The organism is Sphingopyxis sp. MG, from assembly GCF_002953155.1.
In the GTDB taxonomy this organism is placed as follows: domain Bacteria; phylum Pseudomonadota; class Alphaproteobacteria; order Sphingomonadales; family Sphingomonadaceae; genus Sphingopyxis; species Sphingopyxis granuli.
In genome coordinates this window covers 3,869,528-3,894,537 of record NZ_CP026381.1, presented here as the reverse complement: position 1 = coordinate 3,894,537, position 25,010 = coordinate 3,869,528, and the positions used below count along the sequence as shown (strand labels likewise).

At 67.8% G+C, this 25,010-nt stretch carries 30 protein-coding genes; 14 read left to right on the top strand and 16 right to left on the bottom strand.

Going from position 1 to position 25,010, the window contains the following annotated elements; genetic code table 11:
* Nucleotides 1–15: 15 nt before the first annotated feature.
* The gene (gene gpmA, locus C3E99_RS17900; RefSeq protein ID WP_076073394.1) at nucleotides 16–702 is read right to left on the bottom strand and encodes a 2,3-diphosphoglycerate-dependent phosphoglycerate mutase; all 687 of its coding nucleotides are present in this window, start codon (nucleotides 700–702) and stop codon (nucleotides 16–18) included.
* A 191-nt stretch (nucleotides 703–893) separates the two neighbouring features.
* Between gpmA and C3E99_RS17895 the strand changes: the two genes are divergently transcribed.
* Nucleotides 894–1,355 carry an Hsp20 family protein gene (locus tag C3E99_RS17895; protein ID WP_076073393.1) on the top strand — a complete coding sequence of 154 codons (462 nt, stop codon included), beginning with the start codon at nucleotides 894–896 and terminating at the stop codon, nucleotides 1,353–1,355.
* A gap of 81 nt (nucleotides 1,356–1,436) precedes the next feature.
* Here the strand turns inward: C3E99_RS17895 and C3E99_RS17890 are convergent, their stop codons facing one another.
* The 11 genes from C3E99_RS17890 to C3E99_RS17840 form a co-directional block, all read right to left on the bottom strand.
* Nucleotides 1,437–2,546 carry a M14 family metallopeptidase gene (locus C3E99_RS17890; protein ID WP_104960204.1) on the bottom strand — a complete coding sequence of 370 codons (1,110 nt, stop codon included), beginning with the start codon at nucleotides 2,544–2,546 and terminating at the stop codon, nucleotides 1,437–1,439.
* Nucleotides 2,543–3,169 (bottom strand): DUF4136 domain-containing protein, encoded by a 627-nt coding sequence (locus C3E99_RS17885; RefSeq protein WP_076073392.1) that lies wholly within the window; start codon nucleotides 3,167–3,169, stop codon nucleotides 2,543–2,545. The genes C3E99_RS17890 and C3E99_RS17885 overlap by 4 nt, the downstream gene beginning before the upstream one ends.
* 266 nt (nucleotides 3,170–3,435) lie before the next feature.
* Nucleotides 3,436–4,083 (bottom strand): cell wall hydrolase, encoded by a 648-nt coding sequence (locus C3E99_RS17880; RefSeq protein ID WP_104960203.1) that lies wholly within the window; start codon nucleotides 4,081–4,083, stop codon nucleotides 3,436–3,438.
* Nucleotides 4,084–4,278: 195 nt separating this feature from the next.
* Nucleotides 4,279–4,662: a DUF1491 family protein gene (locus C3E99_RS17875; protein ID WP_324787689.1), complete on the bottom strand. Its 384-nt coding sequence runs from the start codon at nucleotides 4,660–4,662 to the stop codon at nucleotides 4,279–4,281.
* A 123-nt stretch (nucleotides 4,663–4,785) separates the two neighbouring features.
* On the bottom strand, nucleotides 4,786–5,250 hold the full coding sequence (locus tag C3E99_RS17870) for a PTS sugar transporter subunit IIA (protein ID WP_067108822.1): 465 nt from the start codon (nucleotides 5,248–5,250) through the stop codon (nucleotides 4,786–4,788).
* Between the two features lie 149 nt (nucleotides 5,251–5,399).
* Entirely contained in the window at nucleotides 5,400–5,972 is a 573-nt protein-coding gene (gene hpf, locus C3E99_RS17865; protein WP_067108823.1) for a ribosome hibernation-promoting factor, HPF/YfiA family, read from the bottom strand.
* Between the two features lie 44 nt (nucleotides 5,973–6,016).
* Nucleotides 6,017–6,709, bottom strand: a complete 693-nt coding sequence (dnaQ, locus tag C3E99_RS17860; protein ID WP_076073390.1) for a DNA polymerase III subunit epsilon — start codon at nucleotides 6,707–6,709, stop codon at nucleotides 6,017–6,019.
* A gap of 20 nt (nucleotides 6,710–6,729) precedes the next feature.
* Entirely contained in the window at nucleotides 6,730–7,353 is a 624-nt protein-coding gene (gene coaE / locus C3E99_RS17855; RefSeq protein ID WP_067108824.1) for a dephospho-CoA kinase, read from the bottom strand.
* Nucleotides 7,350–8,177, bottom strand: coding sequence for a shikimate dehydrogenase (aroE, locus tag C3E99_RS17850; protein WP_234002536.1), 828 nt, complete (start codon nucleotides 8,175–8,177; stop codon nucleotides 7,350–7,352). Before aroE ends, coaE begins: the two co-directional genes overlap by 4 nt.
* Nucleotides 8,174–8,773: a Maf family protein gene (locus C3E99_RS17845; protein WP_076073388.1), complete on the bottom strand. Its 600-nt coding sequence runs from the start codon at nucleotides 8,771–8,773 to the stop codon at nucleotides 8,174–8,176. Before C3E99_RS17845 ends, aroE begins: the two co-directional genes overlap by 4 nt.
* Nucleotides 8,770–9,588 (bottom strand): pyruvate, water dikinase regulatory protein, encoded by an 819-nt coding sequence (locus tag C3E99_RS17840; RefSeq protein ID WP_067108827.1) that lies wholly within the window; start codon nucleotides 9,586–9,588, stop codon nucleotides 8,770–8,772. Before C3E99_RS17840 ends, C3E99_RS17845 begins: the two co-directional genes overlap by 4 nt.
* A gap of 335 nt (nucleotides 9,589–9,923) precedes the next feature.
* Here C3E99_RS17840 and hemE point away from each other — a divergent pair, with 335 nt between their 5' ends.
* The 7 genes from hemE to C3E99_RS17805 all read left to right on the top strand — a co-directional run bounded on the left by hemE (nucleotide 9,924) and on the right by C3E99_RS17805 (nucleotide 15,386).
* On the top strand, nucleotides 9,924–10,952 hold the full coding sequence (gene hemE / locus C3E99_RS17835; RefSeq protein ID WP_076073387.1) for a uroporphyrinogen decarboxylase: 1,029 nt from the start codon (nucleotides 9,924–9,926) through the stop codon (nucleotides 10,950–10,952).
* A 4-nt stretch (nucleotides 10,953–10,956) separates the two neighbouring features.
* Nucleotides 10,957–11,406, top strand: coding sequence for a CopD family protein (locus tag C3E99_RS17830; protein WP_067108832.1), 450 nt, complete (start codon nucleotides 10,957–10,959; stop codon nucleotides 11,404–11,406).
* Nucleotides 11,407–11,783: 377 nt separating this feature from the next.
* On the top strand, nucleotides 11,784–13,040 hold the full coding sequence (rho, locus tag C3E99_RS17825) for a transcription termination factor Rho (RefSeq protein ID WP_067108834.1): 1,257 nt from the start codon (nucleotides 11,784–11,786) through the stop codon (nucleotides 13,038–13,040).
* A 9-nt stretch (nucleotides 13,041–13,049) separates the two neighbouring features.
* Nucleotides 13,050–13,343, top strand: coding sequence for an antibiotic biosynthesis monooxygenase family protein (locus tag C3E99_RS17820; RefSeq protein ID WP_067108836.1), 294 nt, complete (start codon nucleotides 13,050–13,052; stop codon nucleotides 13,341–13,343).
* Between the two features lie 2 nt (nucleotides 13,344–13,345).
* The gene (locus C3E99_RS17815) at nucleotides 13,346–14,068 is read left to right on the top strand and encodes a TerC family protein (RefSeq protein WP_067108850.1); all 723 of its coding nucleotides are present in this window, start codon (nucleotides 13,346–13,348) and stop codon (nucleotides 14,066–14,068) included.
* Between the two features lie 400 nt (nucleotides 14,069–14,468).
* Nucleotides 14,469–14,939, top strand: coding sequence for a hypothetical protein (locus C3E99_RS17810; RefSeq protein ID WP_104960201.1), 471 nt, complete (start codon nucleotides 14,469–14,471; stop codon nucleotides 14,937–14,939).
* A 60-nt stretch (nucleotides 14,940–14,999) separates the two neighbouring features.
* Complete coding sequence (locus C3E99_RS17805) at nucleotides 15,000–15,386, top strand: DUF1489 domain-containing protein (protein ID WP_234002535.1); 387 nt, start codon at nucleotides 15,000–15,002, stop codon at nucleotides 15,384–15,386.
* 296 nt (nucleotides 15,387–15,682) lie between these two features.
* Here the strand turns inward: C3E99_RS17805 and C3E99_RS17800 are convergent, their stop codons facing one another.
* Genes C3E99_RS17800 through C3E99_RS17790 form a run of 3 tightly spaced genes read right to left on the bottom strand, consistent with a single transcriptional unit; the run spans nucleotide 15,683 to nucleotide 18,384 of the window.
* Nucleotides 15,683–17,275, bottom strand: a complete 1,593-nt coding sequence (locus C3E99_RS17800) for an FMN-binding glutamate synthase family protein (RefSeq protein WP_076073385.1) — start codon at nucleotides 17,273–17,275, stop codon at nucleotides 15,683–15,685.
* A gap of 15 nt (nucleotides 17,276–17,290) precedes the next feature.
* Nucleotides 17,291–17,689, bottom strand: a complete 399-nt coding sequence (locus C3E99_RS17795) for a nuclear transport factor 2 family protein (protein ID WP_076073384.1) — start codon at nucleotides 17,687–17,689, stop codon at nucleotides 17,291–17,293.
* Nucleotides 17,686–18,384, bottom strand: coding sequence for a dienelactone hydrolase family protein (locus C3E99_RS17790; protein ID WP_067112600.1), 699 nt, complete (start codon nucleotides 18,382–18,384; stop codon nucleotides 17,686–17,688). Before C3E99_RS17790 ends, C3E99_RS17795 begins: the two co-directional genes overlap by 4 nt.
* Nucleotides 18,385–18,501: 117 nt before the next feature.
* Between C3E99_RS17790 and C3E99_RS17785 the strand changes: the two genes are divergently transcribed.
* From C3E99_RS17785 to C3E99_RS17760, 6 genes are all read left to right on the top strand, one after another.
* Entirely contained in the window at nucleotides 18,502–18,798 is a 297-nt protein-coding gene (locus C3E99_RS17785; RefSeq protein WP_067112603.1) for a DUF6489 family protein, read from the top strand.
* A 23-nt stretch (nucleotides 18,799–18,821) separates the two neighbouring features.
* On the top strand, nucleotides 18,822–20,126 hold the full coding sequence (mnmE, locus tag C3E99_RS17780) for a tRNA uridine-5-carboxymethylaminomethyl(34) synthesis GTPase MnmE (RefSeq protein WP_267894977.1): 1,305 nt from the start codon (nucleotides 18,822–18,824) through the stop codon (nucleotides 20,124–20,126).
* Between the two features lie 77 nt (nucleotides 20,127–20,203).
* Nucleotides 20,204–22,066 carry a tRNA uridine-5-carboxymethylaminomethyl(34) synthesis enzyme MnmG gene (gene mnmG, locus C3E99_RS17775; RefSeq protein ID WP_076073382.1) on the top strand — a complete coding sequence of 621 codons (1,863 nt, stop codon included), beginning with the start codon at nucleotides 20,204–20,206 and terminating at the stop codon, nucleotides 22,064–22,066.
* Nucleotides 22,063–22,728 carry a 16S rRNA (guanine(527)-N(7))-methyltransferase RsmG gene (rsmG, locus tag C3E99_RS17770; protein WP_083674925.1) on the top strand — a complete coding sequence of 222 codons (666 nt, stop codon included), beginning with the start codon at nucleotides 22,063–22,065 and terminating at the stop codon, nucleotides 22,726–22,728. The genes mnmG and rsmG overlap by 4 nt, the downstream gene beginning before the upstream one ends.
* A complete protein-coding gene (locus tag C3E99_RS17765; protein ID WP_067112612.1) occupies nucleotides 22,725–23,507 on the top strand; it encodes a ParA family protein in 783 nt (260 codons plus the stop codon). Before rsmG ends, C3E99_RS17765 begins: the two co-directional genes overlap by 4 nt.
* The gene (locus tag C3E99_RS17760; protein WP_076073381.1) at nucleotides 23,508–24,461 is read left to right on the top strand and encodes a ParB/RepB/Spo0J family partition protein; all 954 of its coding nucleotides are present in this window, start codon (nucleotides 23,508–23,510) and stop codon (nucleotides 24,459–24,461) included.
* A 21-nt stretch (nucleotides 24,462–24,482) separates the two neighbouring features.
* On the opposite strand, the gene C3E99_RS17755 is transcribed toward C3E99_RS17760, so the two are convergent.
* Nucleotides 24,483–24,812, bottom strand: a complete 330-nt coding sequence (locus tag C3E99_RS17755; RefSeq protein ID WP_104960423.1) for a hypothetical protein — start codon at nucleotides 24,810–24,812, stop codon at nucleotides 24,483–24,485.
* Between the last annotated feature and the right edge of the window lie 198 nt (nucleotides 24,813–25,010).

Sequence of the window (25,010 nt, the reverse complement as noted above, 5' to 3'; positions counted from 1 at the left end):
CGGCGCGGGGCCGGCTCAGCGCTCGCTCAGATAATAGCGTTCGCCCGGCGTCAGGTCGGCCGCCAGATCATAGACGATCGGCTGGCCGGTCGGGATTTCGAGGCCGGTGATGTCGGCGTCCGAAATGCCCGACAGATGCTTGACCAGCGCGCGCAGGCTGTTGCCGTGCGCCGAGACCAGCACCGTCTTTCCGGCCTTGAGTTCGGGCACGATCGCGCTTTCGTGATAGGGCAGGACGCGCGCGATCGTATCCTTCAGGCTTTCGGTCGCGGGCACCGCGATCCCGGCATAGCGCGGATCGTGCGACAGGTCCCACGGCGAGCCCGGGTCGAGCGGCGGCGGCGGGACATCGAAGCTGCGGCGCCAGATCTTCACCTGATCGTCGCCGTGCTTCGCCGCGGTCTCGGCCTTGTCGAGCCCGGTCAGCCCGCCATAGTGGCGCTCGTTGAGGTGCCAGTCCTTGGTGACCGGCAGCCACAGCCGCCCCATCGCCTCGAGCGCGAGGTTCATCGTCTTGATCGCGCGCGTCTGGACCGAGGTGAAGCCGACGTCGGGCGCGATGCCCTTCGCCTTCATCAGCTCGCCCGCCGCCCACGCCTCGGCCGCGCCCTTTTCGGTCACATCGACATCCCACCAGCCGGTGAAGCGGTTTTCGAGGTTCCACTGCGACTGGCCGTGACGGATGAGGATGAGCTGCGGCATGGTCTGTCCTTCGGCTGGAGGGGATTCGCGGCCCCCTTAGCGCGGCTTTTCGCGGAACGCCAATGCCCCCTTGAAATGGTTTCGGCCGTTACCAGATTGATCGCATCCGGTCGCCGGAACGGGACCGGACGGTGGCCGCGGCGGGTTTTGCCGCAGCCCCATGACTTCGCTTGGAAAGGAAGGAATGACCCATGCGCAACAGCTTTGACTGGACCCCCTATCGCCGCTCGACCGTCGGTTTCGACCGGCTGTTCGATTTCCTCGAGAACAGCGGCTCGGCGGAGAATTATCCGCCCTTCGACATCGAGAAGGTCGCCGACGATCATTTCCGCATCACCATCGCGGTCGCCGGCTTCAAGGAAGACGAGATCGACATCACCGCGCAGCAGAACATGCTGGCGATCACCGGCCGCAAGGCGCCGACCAGGGAAGGCGAGGAGCGCAGGCTGCTCTACAGCGGCATCGCGACACGCGCCTTCGAGCGCCGCTTCCAGCTCGCCGACTTCGTGCGGGTGGACCGTGCCGACCTCGCCGACGGGCTGCTGACCATCGACCTGGTGCGCGAGGTGCCCGAGGCGATGAAGCCGCACAAGATCGCGATCGGCGACAGCAAGCCGACGCTGGTCGAGGACGGCAGCAAGCAGGCGGCCTGACCCGCCCGCTCATACCCTTGTGCCCCCTCCCTCTCGGGGCATGACGAACGGGGCCCGGAAGACCGGGCCCCGTTTTCACATCTACAGCATCCGGTCGAGCGTCTCGAGGCAGGCGCGCGCCAGCAGCTTGGACCGGTCGGGCGACCAGCCCTGCACCGGGTCGGGCAGGTCGCGGTTGTCCTTGAACGGCATCTCGATCGTCATCGACACCGCGCCATGGCGTTCGGCGAGCTGGGTCGTCGACATCGACAGATTCGCCTGCCCCGGCGCCGAACTCTCATACCCCAGTTCGGTCTGGAAATCGGGCGTCGCGGCGGCGAGCGCGGCCTGGAAGGCGAGGAATTTTTCCTGCTGTTCGGGCTTCAGCGACGGAATGCCCTCGAACCCCGCGAGGAAGACCGCGGGAATCGCCTCGTCGCCATGGACGTCCATCGCCCAGTCGACCCCCGATTCGTCCATCGCATTGCGGACGCACAGCACCTCGGGGCTGCGTTCGGCGGACGGCGCGTGCCATTCGCGGTTGAGGTTCACCCCGGCATGGTTGGTGCGCAGGTGGCCGCGGCGCGAGCCGTCGGGATTCATGTTGGGCACGATGTGGAAACGGCACTTGCGCCGCAGCGAGCGGCCGTGCGGGTCGGCGGGATCGGTGAGCATGTCGAGCGCGCCCTCCATCCACCATTCGGCCATGCTCTCGCCCGGATGCTGGCGCGCATAGAGCCAGACCTGCACCGGCCCCTCGCCCATTTCGAGGCAGTCGATCGGCTGCCCCTCCAGGCTGGTGCCGAGGCAGCGATAGGCGACGCCTTCGCATTCGGCGGCCGAGGCGATCAGGTCGTGGTGCCGCTCCATCGAATAGGGCGCGAAATAGGCGATCCACAGCAAGGGCCCCTCGGCCGTGTGGCGGATCGTCAGCGTCCCCGCATCATAGCCGGTATCGAGCCGGAACCAATGCTCGCGGTCATAGCTCGCGCAGGCGGCATAGCCCGGCCAGCCGTCGGGATAGGCCGAATCGGCCAGGCCGGTGATCGCCAGGTCGAGCGCATCGCCCGCGGCGCAGGCGACGCGGAAATGGAACCACTGGAAAAAGTCGGACTCGCGATCCTTGCGAATCGAGAGGCGGGCGGACGTGCCGGCGAGCGACTCCACGACGATATTGCCGCTGTCGAAAGCGGCGTTGATGCTGATGGTCATGGCACCGTGATAGTGCGTCCCGATTCGCCGGGGAACCCCCTGAATAGGGCCTCCGCCAGTTTGGCCGCGGCAAGCGACGGCTGCGCCGCGGGCGCCTTCACCGGCACCGCGGTCAGCGCGCGCCCTTCCCACAAGGCCTGCCCGCTCGCCCCGTCGTCGATGCGCACGCTGAGCTGCAGATCCTGCATCTGCCGCGCGCCCCCGCCGAGGTTCAGGCCGATGCCCAGCCCGACGCCCGAGCCGTAGCTGCCCGTCGAGCCGCCGACGCCGACCGACACCGGCGACCGCTTGCCCGCGGTCTGCCGGTCGCTGCGGTCGAAGCCGATGCGGACCTTCAGCGGCGCGGCCGCACCCGAATCGGCCGCGACCAGCCCCAGAAGCTCCAATTGCCGCTCGACCGCGGTGCGATAGCTCGCCCATTCGAGCGACGGCTGCGCCGAACCGATCGTCGCCGCCGGATCGCCGAGCGGCGCGGGATCGACGGCATAGCGCGTCCCCGGCGCCCAGCCGGCGGCGGCATTGGCGTGAAAGCGGGTGACCTCGACCGGCGGCACCGCCGTTGCGCAGCCACCGAGAGCAAGCGCCGCTGCGGTCAGCAGGGCGACGGAAGAAAGACGCGTCATCGCCGCACCATGCGCGATGAAACATGGCTTGGCAATGAACGGCGCGCAGCGGTGGACGGCCGGATCGAATATGGCCGCAAAGACCCCTCTCCCCTCCCGCAAGCGGGAAGGGCAGCGAGGCTTGCGAACTCGTTCGCTAGCCGCAGCGGGGTGGGCCTTGGTCTCGCCGCCGGCCACCCCCGACCCCTCCCGCAAGCGGGAGGGGAGAAGACGGCCGCATCGAACCCGAACGGACCCGCTGCCCATGCAGCGGCGCCCGGTCCGTCTCAGCGATAGAAGATGTGATTGTCGATCGCGGCGATGCGCGTCTTGCGCCAGCCAGGTGAAACGTGGCGCGCGTGGAAGAAGAGCGCGCCCGGCGCGCGGTTCGACCAGCTGCCGTCGCGGGCGATCTGCGCGATCGCGACCGCGTTCGCCCATTGCGCGCCTTCGCGGATCTTCGGCATCCGGCCGCCGCGGACGAAGCTGAACTGGCTCTTCTGATGGACGACGCCGCACAGGCTGGTCGGGAAACGGCCCGACTTGGCGCGGTTGATCACGACATGCGCGACCGCGAGCTGGCCGGCGAGCGATTCGCCGCGCGATTCGAAATAGACCGCCCCGGCAAGGCAGCGCAGTTCGGGATCGAGCTCGGCCGGGCGCGGCGTCGCCGCGACCAGCGCGGCGAGCGAATCGGCCTGCGGCGCCGGCTCGTCCTGTTCGTCGATCGTCTCGGGGGCTTCGACCGGAGAAACCGGATCGGTCGAAGCTGTCGCCATCTCCGCTTCCGGCGCATCGGCGGCGGGCAGGGTGATGGCGGGCGGGCTCGCGTCGGCGATCAGGTCGCTCGCGAAACCCGGTTCGGCCAGAACCAGCATGGCAAGGGCGGTCATGCCCACGGCGGCCGTGCTGGCGGCGTTCAGAATGCGACTCATAAGGTCCGTCAAAAGGGCGGCTGAGGAACCGAACCATGACAAACAGGTGGGGGGTCATCGACCCGATACCGCCTGCGGTCCTCATCCGACTGCGTGTCCGAACCGTTCGACCGGGCGCGCCGGACAAACCGATGCAACCCGCGGGACGACCTACGCGTTAAACGTGCGGGCGACCTATTGTGCGGTGCAACAGAGTCAAGTTAACGCGCCCCACTCCGCGACGAGTCGTGGCGCATCCGCGATATCCAGTTCGACGATCCACAGGTCGGGATCGGCCTTTCGCCGCCGCTCGCAATAGTTTTCGCGGTCTTCACCATCGGCCGGTCCGACCGCTTCCCAGCGATAGCCGCCATCGAGCGCGAAGCGCCGTTCGAGCAGCGGGCCCGGCCGGCCGCGATCGCTGCACTGGACCAGGATCGCCCCCGCATCGGCATCGCCGCGCGCGAGGACGGCCGCGAAACCGCCCGCCGCCTGCGCCTCGCGCAGCAGCAGGTCGACGAGGAAGCGGCTTTTCAGCCGCGGCATCGGATCGGCCGGGAACGATAGCGGGCGCCGCCGGATGCCGCCGGTTTCTGGCAAGGAAACGTTCCCAGGCGAAAGCCGGGGTCCACGTATCGCAGCACGACATCGACCGGATTCCGGCCTTCGCCGGGAAGCACGCGCTTGCGGGCCCGCAAGCCGTATGGGCCGGCGCCGACGGCGTCAGGCCGCGTCGCGCGTTTCGGTGTCGGCGAGCAGCGCATAGAGCGCTTCGTCATTCTTGGCGCCGCGCAGCCGTTCGGCGACCTTTTCGTCGCGCAGCATCCGCGACACGCCCGCCAGCGCCTTCAGATGATCGGCGCCGGCGTCGAGCGGCGACAGCAGCACGAACAGCAGGTCGACGGGCAGGCCGTCGACCGACTGGAAATCGATCGGCCGCGCGAGTTGCAGGAACAGGCCGCGCACCCCCGACAGGTCGGCCAGCTTGGCGTGCGGCAGCGCGATGCCGCGCCCGAAGCCGGTCGAGCCGAGCCGTTCGCGTTCGAGCAGCGCTTCGCTCACCTCGCCGGCGTCGAGCCCGAGCGCGCGGCTCGCAAGATCGCCGATGTAGGGAAAAAGCGCCTTCTTCGAATCGAGCTGGACGTGCGCGCGCACCGTCGCGGGATAAAGAAGGGAAGAAAGGTTCATCGGTCTTGTCAAATCTGCATGGTCGCGGGGCAACGCCGTCCCGCCGTCCTGATGGCAACGATCACGGATCGGTCGTAAGGCCCCGCCATCCGGGTTCAGGGCTTCGTTGGGCGCGGCCCTTAGGCCGGATGGCGGAGAAAATCCAGCCCCTATTGCGGTTCGACCCATCCGATCGTGCCGTCGGAGCGGCGATAGACCATGTTGTAGGTGTCGGTCCGGCTGTTGAGGAACAGCAGCGCATTGGTGTTGCGAAGGTCGAGCATCATCACCGCGTCCGACACGCTGCTGGTCGGCACGTCGACGCGCGTTTCGGCGATGATCGCCGGGGCGTCGCCCGCTTCCTCCTCCTCGCTGCCGGCCTCGAACACGGTGTAGCCGGCATTGCCCCGGATCTCGTCGAGGGTCGGCGACGGCTGCGTCGGCGTGCCGCGATCCTTGAGCCGTCGCATATAGCGCCTCAACTGCTTCTCGATGCGCTCGGCCGCATTCTCGAACGCGACATGCGCATCCTGCGCCTGTCCATGACCTTTCAGGACCAGCCCCTGCATCACATGCGCGACGATGTCGCACTGGAAGCTGTCGTGCGGCCCCTTGCCGAAAATCGCATGCGCGCCGATCGCTCGAGAGAAATATTTGTCGGCAATCGCGTTCATCCGGTCCGAAACACGCGCTTGCAGCGCTTCACCGGTTTCGATCTGGTGGCCAGAGACGCGGATTTCCATCTTTCTTCTCCTTCCAGTGTCGGTGACGGCGCTGGGAGCCGCCGTCACGGGCTATCGTGCCACAAAGGTTGATTGAGTGCGGCAACGAATTCGGCATGGCGCGCCAGCTCGGCCGCGGTGGCGGCGTGCGCGCGCGGCTCGCGAAACGGGCGGGACGGCGCGGCGGGTCGCATCGACAGGCCCGCCGCCATCGCGGCGGACTCGGCGCCCAGACCAAGCCCGATCTGCCGGCCGCCGGTCATCTCGATATAAAGATGGGCGAGCAGCTCGGCGTCGAGCAGCGCGCCGTGCTTGATGCGGTGGCTGCGGTCGATGCCGTAGCGGGTGCAGAGCGCGTCGAGGCTGTGCTTGGCGCCCGGATGCAGCTTGCGCGCCATCTGCACCGTGCAGCACATGCGGGCGAGGTCGAGCGCCGGGCGCCCGGCGCGTTCGAGTTCGGCGTTGATGAAGCCGAAGTCGAAGACGGCGTTGTGCGCGATCATCGGCGCGTCGCCCAGGAATTCGAGCAGCTCGTCGGCGCGAGCGGCGAACAGCGGCTTGTCGGAAAGGAACTGGATCGACAGGCCGTGCACCGCCTCGGCCTCGGGCGGCATGTCGCGTTCGGGATGGAAATAGGCGTGGAAGGTTCGGCCCGACTCGCGGCGATCGACCAGCTCGATGCATCCGATCTCGACCAGCCGATGTCCCGATCTGGGGTCGAGCCCCGTGGTTTCCGTATCGAAGATTATCTCGCGCATCTGATGATCCAATCTGGACCCTATCGGGCGCGGAAACAAGAGGTGATGGCCCGAATCTGGCGATGCGTCTCGCTTTTCGGACGGCCGGTTTCGATGACGAAGTCGGCGCGCGCGCGCTTGACCCGGTCGGGCACCTGCAGATGGCGGATCGCCTTGAATTTGGCGTTGGTCATGCCGGGCCGGCGCAGCACGCGCTTGCGCTGCATCCACAGCGGCGCGGAAACGACCGCGATCGCCCCGACGCGGTGCCAGCCGCCCTTTTCGAACAGCAGCGGGATGTCGAGCACGACGACGGGACGCGCGCGATGCCGCGCCAGGAAGCGCTTCTGCGCGCGGCCGACCGCGGGGTGGACGATCGCCTCGAGCGCCGCGAGTTCGTGCGGGTGGCCGAGGACGCGCGCGCCCAGCTTCTGCCGGTCGACCCCGCCCGGCCCGGTGGTGCCGGGAAAGCGCGCCTCGATCGCCTCCACCAGCGCGCCGCCCGGACCCTGCAGCCGGTGCACCTCGGCGTCGGCGTCGAACACCGGCACGCCCTCGCGCTCGAACATCGTCGCCGCGGTCGACTTGCCCATGCCGATCGACCCGGTGAGGCCGAGGATGAAGGGACGGCGCAGCCGCGAGCCGGGGCGCTTGTAATGCGTCATGCGGTCAGCAGCGCGCGCAGTTCGTCGTCGCGGCCCTCGGGCGGCGGGCGGCCGAAGAACAGCTCGAAGGCGAGCGCCGCCTGCCCGATCAGCATGTCGAGCCCGTCGACCGTGTCGAGCCCGCGCGCCTCGGCGGCCGCAAGCAGCCCGGTCCGCAGCGGCGCATAGACGAGATCGTAGACGATCGCTCCCTCGGGCAGCGGCGCCAGGTCGAGGTCGAGCGGCGGCTGGCCGATCATGCCGAGGCTGCTCGCATTGACGAGCAGCGCCGCCGGCGGCAGCGGCGCGTCGAGCGCGACGACGTCGCCCTTGAGCCCGAAGGCCGCGAGCAGGCCCATCGCCTTGAGCGGCGAGCGGTTGAGGATGGTGACCGGCCCGACCTTCGCCCGTGCCAGCGCGAACAGCACCGCATGCGCCGCTCCGCCGGCGCCGACGACCGCGACCGGCGCGCCCTCGAGGTCGAGTTCGGCAAGCGGCGCATAGAAGCCGGCGGCGTCGGTGTTGGTGCCGATCAGCGCGCCGTCGGGCTGGCGCACCACCGTGTTCATCGCGCCGATGGTGCCGCGGATATTGCCGGGGTCGTCGACCAGATCCATCACCGCGACCTTGTGCGGAATGGTGACGTTGCAACCGCGCCAGTCGGGATCGGCGCGGCGCTCGGCGATATAGGCGGCAAGGCCGTCGGGGCGGACGTGCGCGCGCCGGTAATCGCCCGCGATGCCCAGCGCCTCCAGCCAGAAGGTGTGGATCAGCGGCGACTTCGAATGCGCGATCGGATCGCCAATCACCTCCGCATAAGGGGGGGCAGGGGGGATTCCGCTCATGCCGGCGCCAGCCCGGCCGCGCGCAGCCATGCCATCAGCGGCAGCATCGGCATGCCGACGATGGTCCAGGGGTCGCCTTCGACCCGGTCGAACAATTGCACGCCCGCTCCCTCTATCTCGTAACAGCCGACGGTCCAGCGGATGCTGTCCCAGTGGCGCGCCACATAGGCGGCGATGAAGCCCTCCGACAAGGGGCGCATCCACAGCTTCGCCTCGCCGACCGCGCGCCACACCGGCGCGCCGTCGCGCGCGGCGACCGCGGCGCTGAACAGCCGGTGCCGCGTTCCCGCCATGCGGCGCAGGTGCGCGGCCGCCTCCTCCGGGCTTTCGGGCTTGGTCAGCATCGTCCCGTCGTCGAGCGCGAGGGTCGAATCGGCGCCGATCACCGTGACGCCGGGCAGCCGCGCCGACACCTTGATCGCCTTTGCCTCGGCCAGCGCGTCGGCGATGTTGCGCGGCGTCTGCCCGGCCGCGCGCAGCGACGCGGTCAGCGCCTCCTCGTCGACATGCGCGGGGGTGGCCTCGAACGCCAGCCCGGCGGAGCGCAGCATCGCGGCGCGCCCGCTGCTCTGCGAGGCGAGGACCAGTTCCGTCATGCGGCGCGCCCCGCGCGATCCTCGGCGAGCTGGATCACCGCCGCGGCGGTCTCCTCGATCGACCGGCGCGTCACGTCGATCACCGGCCAGTCGTTGTCGGCGAAGATGCGGCGGGCATAGGCGATCTCGGCCTTCACCCGTTCCTCGTCGACATAGGCGGTCTCGGGCACCTGATTCAGCGACAGCAGCCGGTTGCGCCGCACCTGCACCAGCCGGTCGAAGCTGGTCGTCAGCCCGACGACCAGCGGGCGCTTCAGCGTGAACAGCGCCTCGGGCGGCGGCGATTCGGGGACGATCGGGATGTTCGCGGTCTTGTAGCCGCGATTGGCGAGATAGATGCTCGTCGGCGTCTTCGACGTGCGCGACACGCCGGCGAGCAGGATGTCGGCTTCCTCCCAATTGTCCCAGCCGATGCCGTCGTCGTGCGCGACGGTGAACTGGATTGCCTCGACCCGCGCGAAATAGGCCGCGTCGAGCACATGCTGCCGTCCGGGGCGCGCCTTCGCTTCCTGTCCCAGCATCCGCGACAGCGCATCGGTGACCGCGTCGAGCGCCGGGACGAGCGGCAGCCCCTGCGCGCCGGCGCGCCGCTCGAGGCTCGCGCGCAGGTCGCCGTTGACCAGCGTGAACAGGATCATCCCCGGGCTCGCCTGCACCTCCGCCATGATGCGGTCGAGATGCGATTCGGATCGGACCATCGGCCAGAAATGGCGCACCACCTCGACATCGTCGAACTGGGCGATCGCCGCCTTGGCGATATTTTCGAGCGTCTCGCCGGTGGAATCGGATATGAGGTGCAGGTGGAGCCGGTCCATCGCCCTTCTTGTCCCCGCGCCGCCGGAAAAGGCAAGCGGCGAAGCATCGCGGGCCGGCTGTGGACAAGTCCGGCACAAGCCGGGGGGCGAAGCGGGACAGCGATTCCATCCCCGGCCGCGCCGATTCCGTCCCGCCGTTTATCCACAGGGGACGAATCTTGTCCACAGGCTGTGAAGAACGGGGACGACCGCCACCGACTCCGCGGCGGGCGGCGGCGGCCGGGGAGTCAAGATGTTGGCAAAAGGGGCGCTGGCGCCTAAAGCGCACTTATCCGCCCGCCAACAATCCACCACAATCCATTTATACTTGTTTTGATAGAAGAAAGAGGGGCCGCGTGAAGGCGACACCGAAGAGCTTGCTGGCGACGCTGCGCGGGGTGCGGCAGGAACGGCCGCCGCTGTGGCTGATGCGCCAGGCGGGCCGCTATCTCCCCGAATATCGCGCCCTTCGCGAGACCAAGGGCGGCTTCCTCGAACTCTGCTACGATCCCGAGGCGGCGGCCGAAGTGACGCTGCAGCCGATCCGGCGCTTCGGCTTCGACGGCGCGATCCTCTTTTCCGACATCCTCGTCGTTCCGCACGCGCTCGGGCAGAATCTGTGGTTCGAGGCGGGCGAGGGGCCGCGGCTCGCGCCGGCGCTCGTCGACACGGCGCTCGCCGCGCTCGAAGCGGCGCCGCAGCGGCTCGACCCCGTCTATGCGACCGTCGCACGCGTCGCCGCGGCGCTGCCGCCGGAGACGAGCTTCCTCGGTTTCGCGGGCAGTCCGTGGACCGTCGCCACCTATATGGTCGCGGGGCAGGGGTCGAAGGACCAGGCCGCGGCGCGGCGCATGGCGTTCGGCGATCCCGCGGCCTTCCAGGCGATCGTCGACGCGATCGTCGAGCTCAGCGTCGCCTATCTGTCGGGACAGATCGAGCAGGGGGTCGAGGCGGTGCAGCTTTTCGACAGCTGGGCCGGCAGCCTGTCCCCCGCGCAGTTCGAACGCTGGGTGATCGCCCCCAATGCCGAGATCGTCCGCCGGTTGAAGGCGCTGCATCCCGATACGCCGGTCATCGGCTTTCCGAAGGGCGCGGGCGGCAAGCTCGCATCCTATGCGGACGAGACCGGCGTCGATGCGATCGGGCTCGACGAGACGGTCGATCCCGCCTGGGCCGATGCGGCGCTGCCCGCGCATCTGCCGGTGCAGGGCAATCTCGACCCGCTCGCGCTCGTCGCCGGCGGCGCGGCGCTCGACGCGGCGGTCGACCGCATCCTTGCGGCTTTCCCTTCGCGCCCCCATATCTTCAATCTGGGCCATGGCATCGTGCCCGACACGCCGATTGCCCATGTCGAACATCTGATCAGGCGCGTGCGAGGCGGGTAGGGCAATGACGGACTGGGTCGGATTTCTGGGGGCGACGATGCTGTGGATGAAGGCGGCGCATGTGATCTTCGTCATCTTCCTGATGGCGGGGCTGTTCATGATGCCGCGCTTCTTCATCTATCATCACCAGTGCGCGGTGGGGTCCGAAGAGGACCGCAAATGGATCGAGCGCGAGGACCGGCTGCGCCGGATCATCCTCAACCCCTCGATCATCCTCGTCTGGGTGTTCGGCCTGCTGCTCGCCTTCAACGGCGGCTATTGGAGCGAGGGCTGGTTCCACGGCAAGCTGCTGCTCGTGCTGCTGCTCTCCGGCTATCACGGCTGGCTGGTCGGCTATTTCAAGAAGCTGCGCAAGGGCGAGCGCCCGCTCAGCGAAAAGCGGCTCCGCCTGCTCAACGAGGTGCCCGGCGTCGCCGCGGCGATCATCGTCGTCCTCGTCATCGTCCGGCCCTGATCGGCAAGAGCAGGGAATCGCCGGCTACGATCGAGGGCTGGCCCCGCATTTATCGCACCCTGACCGTGTAGCGACGGTTCCCCGGCGAAAGCCGGGGTCCAGATGGCATGGCGTTGCAAGCGACGGCGACGCGGCCGAAGCCGTCGCCTCGCCTCGTCCGACGCGACCGCCATGCCGCCGCCCGATTGCCCCCGATCGACTTGGCCCGATTGACTTGGGCAAAAGCCGGATATAGGGGCCGATCAACCCCGTCCCGCGCGGGCGGCGCGTCGTGCGCCGATGCTATCGTGAACGGTCGTCCCCCGACCGGATAGGCGCATCCGGTGCGCTGAATTGCCATATCCCTGTCCCGAATTTCATTTCTGGAAAATCCATCCATGCATCTCAAAGAACTCAAGACCAAATCGCCCGCCCAACTCGTCGAAATGGCCGAGGAACTGGGCGTCGAGGGCGCATCGACGCTGCGCAAGCAGGACCTGATGTTCTCGATCCTCAAGGAACTCGCCGAAGAGGGCGAGGAAATCATCGGGTCGGGCACGATCGAGGTCCTGCCCGACAGCTTCGGCTTCCTGCGCAGTCCCGAGGCCAATTATCTCGCCGGCCCCGACGACATCTACGTCTCGCCGAACCAGGTCCGCAAACACGGTCTGCGCACCGGCGACACGGTCGAGGGCGAGATCCGCGCGCCGAAGGACGGCGAACGCTATTTCGCGCTCACCAAGCTGACCGCGGTCAATTTCGACAATCCCGAAGCGGTGCGCCACCGCGTCAATTTCGACAATCTGACGCCGCTCTATCCGAACCAGAAGCTGTCGCTCGACGCGCTCGACCCGACCGTCAAGGACAAGTCGGCGCGCGTGATCGACCTCGTCAGCCCGCAGGGCAAGGGCCAGCGCGCGCTGATCGTCGCGCCGCCGCGCACCGGCAAGACGGTGCTGCTGCAGAACATCGCCAAGGCGATCACCGACAATCATCCCGAGGTCTATCTGATCGTCCTGCTGATCGACGAGCGGCCCGAGGAAGTCACCGACATGCAGCGCAGCGTCAACGGCGAGGTCGTCTCCTCGACCTTCGACGAGCCCGCGACGCGTCACGTCCAGGTCGCCGAAATGGTGATCGAAAAGGCGAAGCGCCTCGTCGAGCACAAGAAGGACGTCGTCATCCTGCTCGATTCGATCACCCGCCTCGGCCGCGCCTACAACACCGTGGTTCCCAGCTCGGGCAAGGTGCTCACCGGCGGCGTCGATGCCAATGCGCTCCAGCGGCCGAAGCGCTTCTTCGGCGCCGCGCGCAACATCGAGGAGGGCGGCTCGCTGTCGATCATCGCGACCGCGCTGATCGACACCGGCAGCCGCATGGACGAGGTGATCTTCGAGGAGTTCAAGGGCACCGGCAACAGCGAGATCGTGCTCGACCGCAAGGTCGCCGACAAGCGCATCTTCCCCGCGCTCGACGTCGGCAAGTCGGGCACCCGCAAGGAAGAGCTGCTGGTCGAAAAGGACAAGCTGTCGAAGATGTGGGTGCTGCGGCGCATCCTCATGCAGATGGGCACCGTCGATGCGATGGAATTCCTGCTCGACAAGATCAAGGATTCGAAGACCAACGAGGATTTCTTCGAGTCGATGAACCAATAGGCCGCGCGGATGGCCGTCGTCGAACATGCGCTGCTTCCCGTTCGCACCGGAAGCGAGGCCGCGTTCGAGGCGGCCGTCGCGCAGGCGCGGCCGTTGATCGAGGCGTCGCCGGGCTTTATCTCGCTCGAGATCCGCCGTCCGGCGGGAACCGGACAGCCCTATCTGCTGTTGGCATTGTGGGAGTCGGTCGCCGATCATCGCGATGGCTTCCGCCAGTCCGACCGCTACCGGCAATGGCGTGCATTGCTGCATCCTTTCTATGACCCCGTTCCCGAGGTCAGCTATTTCGGAGACCCGCTGTGATCCTGGAAATCCTGGCCCAAGCAGGTGCCGTCGCCGCCACGGGCTTCGGCGGACCGGGCGGCATCTGGGCGCATATCGTCAACGATTTTTCGAACATCACCGAACCCGCGGCGCTGTCGGCCTTCCTGCAGGTGCTGATGATCGACATCGTGCTGGCGGGCGACAATGCGATCGTCGTCGGTGCGCTCGCGGCCGGCCTGCCGGCGGACCAGCGGCGCAAGGTGATCTTCATCGGCGTCATCGCGGCGCTGGTGCTGCGCATCGCCTTCGCGCTGATCGTCACGCAACTGATGCAGATCGTCGGGCTGATCTTCGTCGGCGGCCTGCTGCTGATCTGGGTGGCGTGGAAGATGTGGCGCGAACTGCGCGCCGGCGCCCATTCCGTGGGCTCGCCCGAGATCGAGGGCGACGAGCATTCGGGGCTGAAACCCGCGAAGAGCTTCCTCGGCGCCGCCTGGGCGGTCGCGATCGCCGACGTCAGCATGAGCCTCGACAATGTCCTCGCGGTCGCCGGCGCGGCGCGCGAGCATCCCGGCATCCTGATCGTCGGGCTGATCGTCGCCGTCGCGCTGATGGGCATCGCCGCCAACATCATCGCCAAATATATCGAGCGCTATCGCTGGATCGCCTATGTCGGGCTGGCGGTGATCCTCTATGTCGCGGTCAAGATGATCCACGAAGGCTGGGTCGACCCGAGCGTCGGCGTCGGCACGCTGTTCGGCTAGAGTGTTTTCAAGTCAGGTGGAATCACCTGACGACTCGGAAAACACGCTGCTCCATGGCCTGCGGGGATTCGGGTTTCGGCACGGTTTCTCTTTCTCGTCACCCTGAACTTGTTTCAGGGTCCATGGTCTGCCCTTCCCTTTTGCGCCGCCTTTCATTCAAGGACAGACGATGGGCCCGGATCGGGTCCGGGCAGGCTCTGAAACGAGTTGGCATATATGTTCTTCAGGCAGGTCAGGCGCTGTTCCCCGGCGAAAGCCGGGGTCCAGATGGCACAGCGCCGCCCCGCATGGACCCCGGCTTTCGCCGGGGAACAGTGACGTGTCGAAAAGGGGTCATTGCCAGACGAGTTTCGGGTGACGAGAAAGAGAAACCGTGCCGAACCCCGCATCCCCATAGGCCATGGAGCAGGCCGCCGCGCCGTTTCATCCTCTGCCGATGGCGGGCGATGCGATGGTGCCGATTGCGTGGATATTGGGACGCGGCGAGATGCTGGCCGTCGCCGCCATGCTCGATGCGGCAGGGATTATCGTCCATGTCGGCGGCGAGCATTATGCGAGCGTGTCGCCCGCGGTGCTGGCGATCGGCGGCTTTCGACTGACCGTTCCCGCCTGGCAGCATGAGGATGCCTCGGCGGTGCTGTCGGAGATGCTCGCGGCGCCCGCGCCCGAGCCCAACACTCATGCGGCGCGCGCTCTCGGGCGGTTCGCCTTGGCAGCGGCCGGGGCGCTGGCTCTGTTCTCGCTGCCGTCCCTGTTGGTCTTTGGCCTGAAACCCTTGCTCGCGATCCTTTCCGCGCCGCTGCTCCTGTTGCAGGTGCCGGTCAATGTGGAGGGACGGAGCGAATATCATTTGCGTGCGGGCCCTGCTTGAACCGGGTACCTTGAACCAGCCGCGATCGCGCCCATTTTGGTTTTCATGCCCCAACTCCACATGACCCGCGTCGCCGTCGGATGCCCCGATTATCCGGCACTCGCCGCGCGGATCGCGGCATGGGACGAGGGGGGCGAGGTGCGTTTCACGACGCGGATGCGGCCGAAGCGCGCCGACGAACTGATCGGCGGCAAGCTGCATTTCATCATCCGGCACACGCTCGTCGGCCGGGTCGAGATATTGCGCTTCGAGGATCGCACCGACGGGCGGCTCGATATCGTCTGCGTGGCGAAGCTCGAGCGCGTGCATCCGCAGCCGAAACGCGCGCATCAGGGCTGGCGCTACCTGGCCGACGCCGATGCGCCGGCGAGCGCCGAGGACGGCAGCGGCGTCGCCGACCTGCCGCCGCACCTCTACCGCGAACTGGCCCAGCTCAGCCTGATCTAGGGCGTCGAGCGTTAAATCCGGCGGTGACGCAGTTTGGATTAGGGAGGCGCAATTCCCTGTCTCGTCACCCCGGACTTGATCGGCACTTATCCCTTTTCGACAAGTCACTGTTCCCCCGCGAAAGCCGGGGTCCAGATGGCACAGCGCTACCACGCATGGACCCCGGCTTTCGCCGGGGAACAGCTCCCTACTTGTCTGAAGGATATATATCCCGACTTGATCCGGGTGACGATGAAAGCAAAATCACGCTCCTGCTTTCTCGTTACCGCCGGATTTAGCGCTCGATACTCCAGCCCTTATCCCGGCGTTCCCTCCATCGCCGCCTGAAAGCTGTCCGCGCGCGCCATCGCCCAATAGCGCGCACTTGCGACTGACCCCGGATCGTCGAGCAGGATGCCGCGCGGGTAGAAATTATAGATGCGGTCGATCGAATCCGAGCGCGCCGAATTGAGCCGTTCGTGCAGATGGTGCGGGCGGATCCGCCACGGGCTGTCGAGCCCCATCGCGCAACTGATGTCCCATAGCGCGGAAACGGTCGCGGCCTGGAAGCGGTGGACGCGGGCCGCCTTGTCCTCGACCACCAGCCCGCGCTGGCGGCCCGGGTCCTGCGTCGCGACCCCGGTCGGGCACAGATCGGTATGGCAGCGCAGCGACTGGACGCAGCCGAGGCTGAACATGAAGGCGCGCGCGGCATTCGACCAGTCGGCGCCGAGCGCGCAATGGACCGCGAGCCCGGCGCCCGAGTGGACCTTGCCCGACGCGGCGAGGCGGATCTCCTCCTTCAATCCGCAACCGACGAGCGCGTTGCGCACGAAGATCAGCCCTTCGCGCAGCGGCATGCCGACGCGGTTCGAGAATTCGACCGGCGCCGCGCCGGTGCCGCCTTCGGCGCCGTCGACGACGATGAAATCGAGCCGGATTCCGGTTTCGAGCATCGCCTTCATGACGGCATAGATTTCGTGCGGCTGGCCGACGCACAGCTTGATGCCGACGGGCTTGCCGCCCGACAGTTCGCGCAGCCTCGCGGCCCATTCGACCATCCCGATCGGGGTGGTGAAGGCCGAATGCGCGGCGGGGGAAATGCAGTCCTCGCCCTCCGGCACGCCGCGCGTCGCGGCGATCTCGGCGCTGACCTTGGCGCCGGGCAGCACGCCGCCATGGCCGGGCTTGGCGCCCTGGCTCAGCTTGATCTCGATCATCCTGACCTGATCGTCCTGCGCGCGGTCGCGGAACCGGCCGGGGTCGAAGCGGCCGGTCGCGTCGCGGCAGCCGAAATAGCCGCTGCCCAGTTCCCAGACGATGTCGCCGCCATGGATGCGGTGATAGGGGCTGAAGCCGCCCTCGCCCGTGTCGTGATAGAAGCCGCCCCGGCGGGCACCGAGGTTGAGCGCCTCGATCGCCTTCGCGCCGAGCGAGCCGAAGCTCATCGCCGAGATGTTGAGCAGCGCGGCGTCATAGGGCCGCGAACATTGCGCGGTGCCGACGCGCACCCGCTGCGTCCGGTCGGCGGCGACCACGGGCGCGATGCTGTGGCTCATCCATTCATATTCGTCCGAATAGACGTCGAGCTCGGTGCCGAAGGGATGCGCGTCGAGATCGCCCTTGGCGCGCGCATAGACGATGTCGCGCTCGCTGCGGGTGAAGGGGCGCCCGTCGAACGGGCTTTCGACGACATAGGCATAGAGGAAGGGACGCAGCGCCTCGAACAGCCAGCGGATATGCGCGATCAGCGGATAGTTGCGGCGCAGCGTATGGCGCCGCTGCCCGGCGTCGTACAAGGCGACGACGAGCAGCGGCACCCACAGGATCAACGTCCAGCGCGCCGGCCCCCACCACGCGGCAAGCGCGATCGCGGCGCAAAGGACGGGAAAGGCGATCCAGCGAAGCATCGGACGGCCGCGCGATCAGCCCGCCTGCGCGGCGAGCATCGCGGCCATTTTCTCCCATACCTTGTTGATGGCCTTGAGCGGGCGGACCATCACCTTGAAATCCTGTATCTTTCCTTCGTCGTTCCAGCGGATGATGTCGACGCCGTTGATATGGATGCCGTCGAGCTCGCTCGCGAACTCGAGGCAGGCCTGATCGCCGTCGACGATTTCGCGCAGATAGCGGAAATGCTCGCCGCCGAGCACATGGCTGGCGGCGTGCAGATAGGCGAAGACCGTGTCGCGGCCCTGCTGCGGCGTGTGGACGACCGGCGAATGGAACACCGCATCCTCGGCGAGCAGGTCGCGCAGCGCCTGCGGGTCGCCGCCGCCCGCCATATAGGCGTGCCAGGCGGCGAGCCCCGTAGGACCGCTCATGCCAGCGCCTCGGCGAAAAAGGCGCGGGTGCGCGCGTCGGCCTGCCCGGCGCCCTCGGCGTCGCGGCGATTGCCGCTGGTGGCGGCGAAACCATGGTCAAGACCGGGATAGTCGTGGAGCGTCACCTTGGGATGCGGGTCGAGCGCTTCGTGAATCTTCTGCTGCGCCTCGGGGCCGACGAAATGATCCGCGGTCGGAATATGCAGCATCAGCGGGTTCGAGATCGCGTGGCTTTCGTTCAGCATCGTATCGATCATCACGCCATAATAGCCGACCGACGCGTCGATATCGGTGCGCGCGGCCGCCATATAGGCGAGCCGGCCGCCCAGGCAGAAGCCGACGCAGCCGACCTTGTCGACGCCCTGATCGCGCAGCCAGCGGATCGTCGCCTCGATGTCCTTGACCCCGTCGTCGGCGTCATACTGGCCGAAATAGCCGAGCGCCTGCTGAAATTCGGGCTCGACGTCGGGATCGAGTTCGACCCCGGGGGCAAAGCGCCAGAAGATGTCGGGCGCGATGGCGAGATAGCCGAGCGCGGCCCAGTCGTCGACCTTCTGCCGGATGCCGCCATTGACGCCGAAAATCTCCGGAATCACGATGATGGCGCGCGAGCTTTCGGCGTCGGGGCGCGCGATATAGGCGGGAATCCGGCCCTCGCCGTCGAGTGCGGGGATTTCGGTGTTGGTTGCGGACATGGGAGGCCTCCTGACTCTTGCTTCTTGCCGGTGAAGAGGCGAAGCTAGCGGTCGCGGCAGCGCGGCTCAAGCCAAAGCGGCTTTCGGGCGGGAGACACTTTCGGTGGGAGACGGGCGATGAAGTTCAATATCGAGGTGGATTGCACGCCCGAAGAGGCGCGACGCCTGTTCGGGCTCCCCGATCTCGAACCGCTGCACGATATTTATCTGAGCCGCGTCAAAGAGTTGATGGCCAAGGGCATCACCCCCGAAATGGTGCAGGCGATGGTCAAGAGCTGGGTGCCGATGGGCGAATCAGGCCTGGGACTCGTCCAGTCGCTGCTCGGCCAGTTCGGCGGCGGGTTGATGGGGACCGGCGCGAAGCCCGCGCCCAAGGCCGATCCGGACAAGACGGGCGGGGGACGCAAGAGCTGATCGACCCCGAAGCGAACGACACGATCTTTGCGCTGTCGAGCGGGATGCCGCCGGCAGCGATCGGCGTCGTGCGCCTCAGCGGGCCGCGGGCGGGCGCGGCTCTCGAGACTCTGGCGGGGCGATTGCCCGCGCCGCGCCGCGCGTCGCTGGTGCTGCTTCGCGACCGCGCGGGCGGCCCGCTCGATCGGGCGCTGATCCTGTGGTTTCCGGGGCCCGCCACCGCGACGGGCGAGGATCTGGTCGAACTGCACCTGCACGGCGGGCGCGCGGTGGTCGCCGCGGTCGAGGCGGCACTGGCCGCGCTGCCCGGCCTGCGCCGCGCCGAACCGGGCGAATTCACCCGTCGCGCCTTCCTCAACGGCCGGATCGATCTGGCCGAGGCCGAGGGGCTCGCCGATCTGCTCGCCGCCGAGACCGAAAGCCAGCGCGTCCAGGCGCTGGAGATGGCGAGCGGGCACGTGTCGCGCGCGGTCGAGGACTGGCAGGCGCGGCTGCTCGCCCTGATGGCGGGCGCCGAGGCCGAGCTCGACTTCTCGGATGAAGACGATGTCGACGATGGCGATGCGCCCGCGCATCGCCTGACCGAAGCGATGGCGACGCTGGCGGCGGACCTCAATGCATGGCTGGCCCGTCCGGCGGCGGAGGTGATCGCCGAGGGGCTGTCGGTGGTGATCGCCGGACCGCCCAATGCCGGGAAATCGACGCTTATCAATGCTTTGGCTCAAAGGGAGCTGGCGATCGTGTCGCCGGTGGCGGGCACGACGCGCGACGTGATCGAAACGCCGCTCGCGCTCGACGGCATCGCGATGCGCTTTTCCGATACGGCCGGGCTGCGCGGCGCAGGGGCCGATGCGATCGAGACGATCGGCATCGACCGTGCGCGCGCTGCGGTCGATGCGGCGGACATTCTGCTATGGCTCGGGCCGCCGAAGGATGCGCCCGATCATCCGCGCTGCATCCTGATTGCGGCGCAGGCGGATCGCTGGCGCGGCGATGCGGCCGCCGAAGCCGATGCGGCGCGCTGCGACCTGGTCCTGTCGGCCGCAACGGGCGAGGGGATGGAGGCGCTCCACCGGCATATCGTCGAAATGGCGCGCACCCTGCTTCCGCGCGAAGGCGAAGCGGCGCTGCGCCAGCGCCAGCGCGCGGCACTTGCCGAAGCGAGGAACTGGCTGACCATCGATACGGCCTCGCGCGAGGCGGGCGACCTCATCCTGCTGGCGGAACGGCTGCGCCTCGCGGCGGCGGCGCTCGACCGCATCACCGGGCGCGCTGGCGTCGAGGAGATGCTCGACACGCTGTTCGGCCGTTTCTGCATCGGCAAATGATGTTCCACGTGGAACAAAAGCAGAGATGAGACGCCGATGGATTTGAACTTCGCTTTCCGCTAAGAGCCGCGACGATCATGGACAGCAGCAGCAATTTCGATGTCATCGTCGTTGGCGGTGGGCATGCCGGGACCGAGGCCGCCGCCGCCGCGGCGCGGCTCGGTGCGCGGGTGGCGCTGGTCAGCTTCGATCCGGCGCTGATCGGCACCATGTCGTGCAACCCGGCGATCGGCGGTCTCGGCAAGGGCCATCTGATGCGCGAGGTCGATGCGCTCGATGGCTGGATGGCGCGCGCCGCCGATGCGGCGGCCATCCATTATCGCATGCTCAACGCCTCGAAGGGCGCGGCGGTGCAGGGGCCGCGCATCCAGGCGGACCGCGCGCGCTATCGCGCTGCGATCCAGAGCTTCCTCGTGGCCGAGGCCGGCATCACCGTCGTTTCGGGCGAAGCGGCGGCGCTGGTTCGGTCGAGCGACGGATCGCGGGTCACAGGGCTTGAACTCGGCGACGGATCGGTGCTCGCAGCGCGGGCCGTCGTTCTGGCGACGGGCACTTTTCTAGGCGGGCGCCTGTTTCGCGGCGAGGAGCAGAGCGAAGGCGGCCGTGTCGGCGAAGCGGGCGCGCATCGGCTCGCCGAACAGCTCCGGGCCGCCAGCCTGCCGATGGCGCGACTCAAGACCGGGACGCCGCCGCGACTCGATGGACGGGCGATCGATTGGGCGCGGCTCGAGGAACAGCCTTCCGACGATGGGGACTGGACCTGTTCCACGTGGAACAGGGGCCGGACGGTTCCGCAGATATTCTGCGCGATCACCCGGACCAATGCGGCGACGCATCGGATCATCGCCGAGAATCTGCATCGCTCGCCGCTGTTCACCGGCGCGATCGGCGCCAAGGGTCCGCGCTATTGTCCGTCGATTGAGGACAAGATTCATCGCTTTGCCGATCGCGACGGGCATCAGGTGTTTCTGGAGCCCGAGGGGCTCGATACACCCCTCGTCTATCCCAACGGGGTGTCGACATCGCTTCCCGCCGAGATCCAGCTCGCGCTGTTGCGGACGATGGAAGGGCTCGATCGGGTCGAGATGACCGTGCCGGGCTATGCGGTCGAATATGATCATATCGATCCGCGCGCCCTCGACCGGACGTTGCAGGTCCGCGGCATCGACGGCCTCTATTGCGCCGGCCAGATCAACGGCACGACCGGCTATGAGGAAGCCGCGGCGCAGGGATTGGTTGCCGGCGCCAACGCCGCGCTGGCTGTGCAGGACCGCGAACCGCTGATCCTCGACCGTGCCGAATCCTACATCGGGGTGATGGTCGACGATCTGGTGCTTCAGGGCGTGACCGAACCCTATCGGATGCTGACCGCGCGCGCCGAATACCGGCTCCGACTGCGCGCCGACAACGCCGCGACGCGCCTGACGCCGAAGGGAATCGGTCTGGGGCTGGTGCGCGCGGAAACCGCGCAACTGTTCGAAGCGCGCATGGCGGAGCGTCGGCGCGCCGAACACCTGCTCGATCAGCCAGTGGCGACGGCGGATTATCACGCGCTCGGAATCGCCATTCCGGGCGACGGCATCGGCCGCAAGCGGATCGACCTGCTGCGCTTCCCCGGCGTCACGATGGCCACGCTTGGTGGCCTGGCGTCCCAGCTGGCGGGGATCGATCCGGCCATTCTCGCGGAACTCGCCGAGGACGCGCATTATGCGCCCTATATCGCGCGGCAGGAAAGCGAGTTGCGCGCGCTGGCCGCGAACGAAGCGATCCTGCTCGATCCGGCGCTCGATTATGCGGCGATCGGCGGCCTCTCGCGCGAGATGGTCGAGCGGCTGTCGCTGGCACGGCCCGAGACGCTGGGACAGGCGGCGCGCATCGACGGCGTGACGCCGGCGGCGCTCACCGCCATTCTGGTGCACAGCCGCCGCCAGGCCGCGTGAGGAACGAAACGCCATCGCTGCTCGTCGACGGCGAGCAGGCGCGTGCCTGGCTCGACGCGGTTTTTTCTCCATCGGCGCGGCAATGGGAGCGGCTGGAGCGCTTCGCCACGATGCTGGTCGTGGAGAATGACCGGCAGAATCTGATCGCTGCTTCGACGATTTCGTCGCTGTGGGTCCGGCATATCGCCGATAGCGCGCAACTGCTTGTCCTCGATCGCGAGGGAGAGGGGCAATGGATCGACCTTGGCAGCGGGCCGGGCCTGCCCGGCCTCGTCATCGCGATTCTCAGCGAGCGGCCGATGCTGCTGGTCGAGTCGCGCAAGCGGCGCTGCGCCTTTCTGCGCGATGTGGCCGAAGCGCTCGATCTGGCGCATGTCGAGGTGGCCGAAGCGCGTCTCGAAGCGGTCGCGACGCGCCCGGCGGCGACGATCAGCGCTCGCGCGTTCGCACCGCTCGACCGATTGATCGCGCTGTCCACGCGTTTTTCCACCGCAAACACGCGCTGGCTGCTGCCAAAGGGGCGAAATGCGGTTAAGGAACTGGCGTTGCTCCCGTCGGCGTGGCAGAGAATGTTCCACGTGGAACAGAGCCTGACCGATGCCGACAGCCGAATATTGGTCGGCACCGGAGCAATCGGCGCAAGACAGCGAGGGAAGCGATGATCCGGATCGCCGTGGCGAACCAGAAGGGTGGGGTCGGCAAGACGACGACCGCGATCAACCTCGCGACCGCGTTGGCGGCGACCGGCTGGCGCACGCTCATCATCGACCTCGATCCGCAGGGCAATGCGTCGACGGGGCTGGGGATCAGCCAGGCGCAACGCGAATGCTCGAGCTACGAGCTGCTGCGCGGCGACGCGGCGCTGGCCGAATGCGCGGTGCGCACCGCGGTGCCGCGGCTCGACATCGTTCCCGCGACGGTCGATCTGTCGGGGGCCGAGATCGAGCTGATCGAATATGGCGACCGGCTGCATCGTTTGCAGCAGGCACTGTCGAGCGCCGAGGCCGGGCAATGGGATATCTGTCTGATCGACTGTCCGCCGTCGCTCGGCATGCTGACGCTCAACGCGCTGATCGCCGCCGAGTCGCTGATCGTGCCGCTGCAATGCGAATTCTTCGCGCTCGAGGGACTGAGCCAGTTGCTCACCACGGTTGAGCGCGTGCGCGGGCGGTTCAATCCGCAACTCTCGATCATCGGCGTCGCGCTGACCATGTTCGACCGGCGCAACCGGCTGACCGATCAGGTGTCGGACGATGTCCGCGAATGTCTGGGCCCCGTGGTGTTCGAAACCGTCATCCCCCGCAACGTGCGTCTGTCCGAGGCGCCGAGCCACGGGCTCCCGGCGCTGATCTACGATCATCGCTGCGCGGGTTCGGCCGCCTATATCGCGCTGGCGCGCGAGCTGATCGACCGCCTTCCCAACATTCGCAAGGCCGCTTAAATGACGGAAAAGAAAGAGGAAACTGGACAGGCCCCGGCGCGCAAGCGGCCCTCGGGGCTGGGGCGCGGGCTGAATGCGCTGTTCGGCGACGCTGCGGTCGAGGCGCCGGTGCTCGCGGCGCCCGGCGCGGCGGCGCGGGCGGCGCCGATGTCGGGCGACGCGGTCCAGCAGATCCCGGTGGGCTCGATTCGCCCGCTTCCGGGCCAGCCGCGGCGGCATTTCGACGAGGCGGCGATCGTCGAGCTTGCCGAATCGATCGCCGCGCGCGGCCTGCTCCAGCCGATCATCGTGCGACGGGCGCCCGATGGGCAGGGATATCAGCTCGTCGCGGGCGAACGGCGCTGGCGCGCGGCCCAGCGCGCCGGCCTGCATCAGATACCGGCGCTGGTGCGCGACCTCGACGACGCCGCGACCTACGAGATCGCGCTCGTCGAGAATATCCAGCGGCAGGACCTCAACGCGATCGAAGAAGCGAGCGCCTATCGCAAGCTGATCGAGGATTTCGGGCACAGCCAGGACGCGCTCGCGAAGCTGGTCGGCAAGTCGCGCAGCCATGTCGCGAATCTGATGCGCCTGCTCGACCTGCCGGCGGCGGTGCAGGATCTGGTCGGCGGCGGCGCGCTGTCGATGGGGCATGCGCGCGCGCTGATCGGCGCGGACAATGCCGAGGGCATCGCGCGCAAGGTGGTGAAGGACGGCCTGTCGGTACGCGCGGTCGAGGCGCTGGTGCGCGAGGCGAAGGGCGGCGGGCGCAAGGCGCCGCTCGAATATAAGAGCATGGACGGCGCGCGCGATCCGGACATCGTCGCGGTCGAACGGCATTTGTCCGAACTGCTCGGCATCGGCGTGGCGATTCACTATGCGGGGGGTGGCAAGGGCGCACTGACGCTGAAATTCGCGTCGCTCGACCAGCTCGACATGATCTGCCAGCGCCTGTCGGGCGAGGCGATCTGACTTCCGTCCGGCGTTTGCGCATCACCCGCCGGGCGGATCGATCCAGCGTTCGTCCCATTTGCGCCCGATCTCGTTGGGAACGGGCTTCATGCCGGTCGGATAGGCTTCGATCGGGTCCTGATCGGGCGCGACCGGCGGTTTCGGGGTGCGCAGGATTCCGGCCCTGATCAGATGATAGACATAGGCCTTTTCATGATCGGTGACGGGTGTCTCCTTGCCCCAGGCGACATCCTGAAACTGGCGCTGCGCCGCGCTTTTCGGGCGCCTTTCGCGCTTTCGCAGCGCGTCGTAGAAGCGCAGATACCGGCTCAGCAGCCGTTCGTAGAGAGCGATTTCCTCCTGCGAAGGCACGGCCGGAACTCCCGCATCGCGCGGCCCCCGCGGTTCGAGCCGCGGCAACCGTCATGGATCGACACGGCCGCAAATTACCATATTCGGACGGCTCGGTGAACCGTCCGGCGGTGCGGGCCAATCCCTTCCGCGCCGTTAACCATGGTCGTTGAGCAAAGCCTGAACGGGTGATCCGCTAAAGGGGTCGGCGAATGGGGT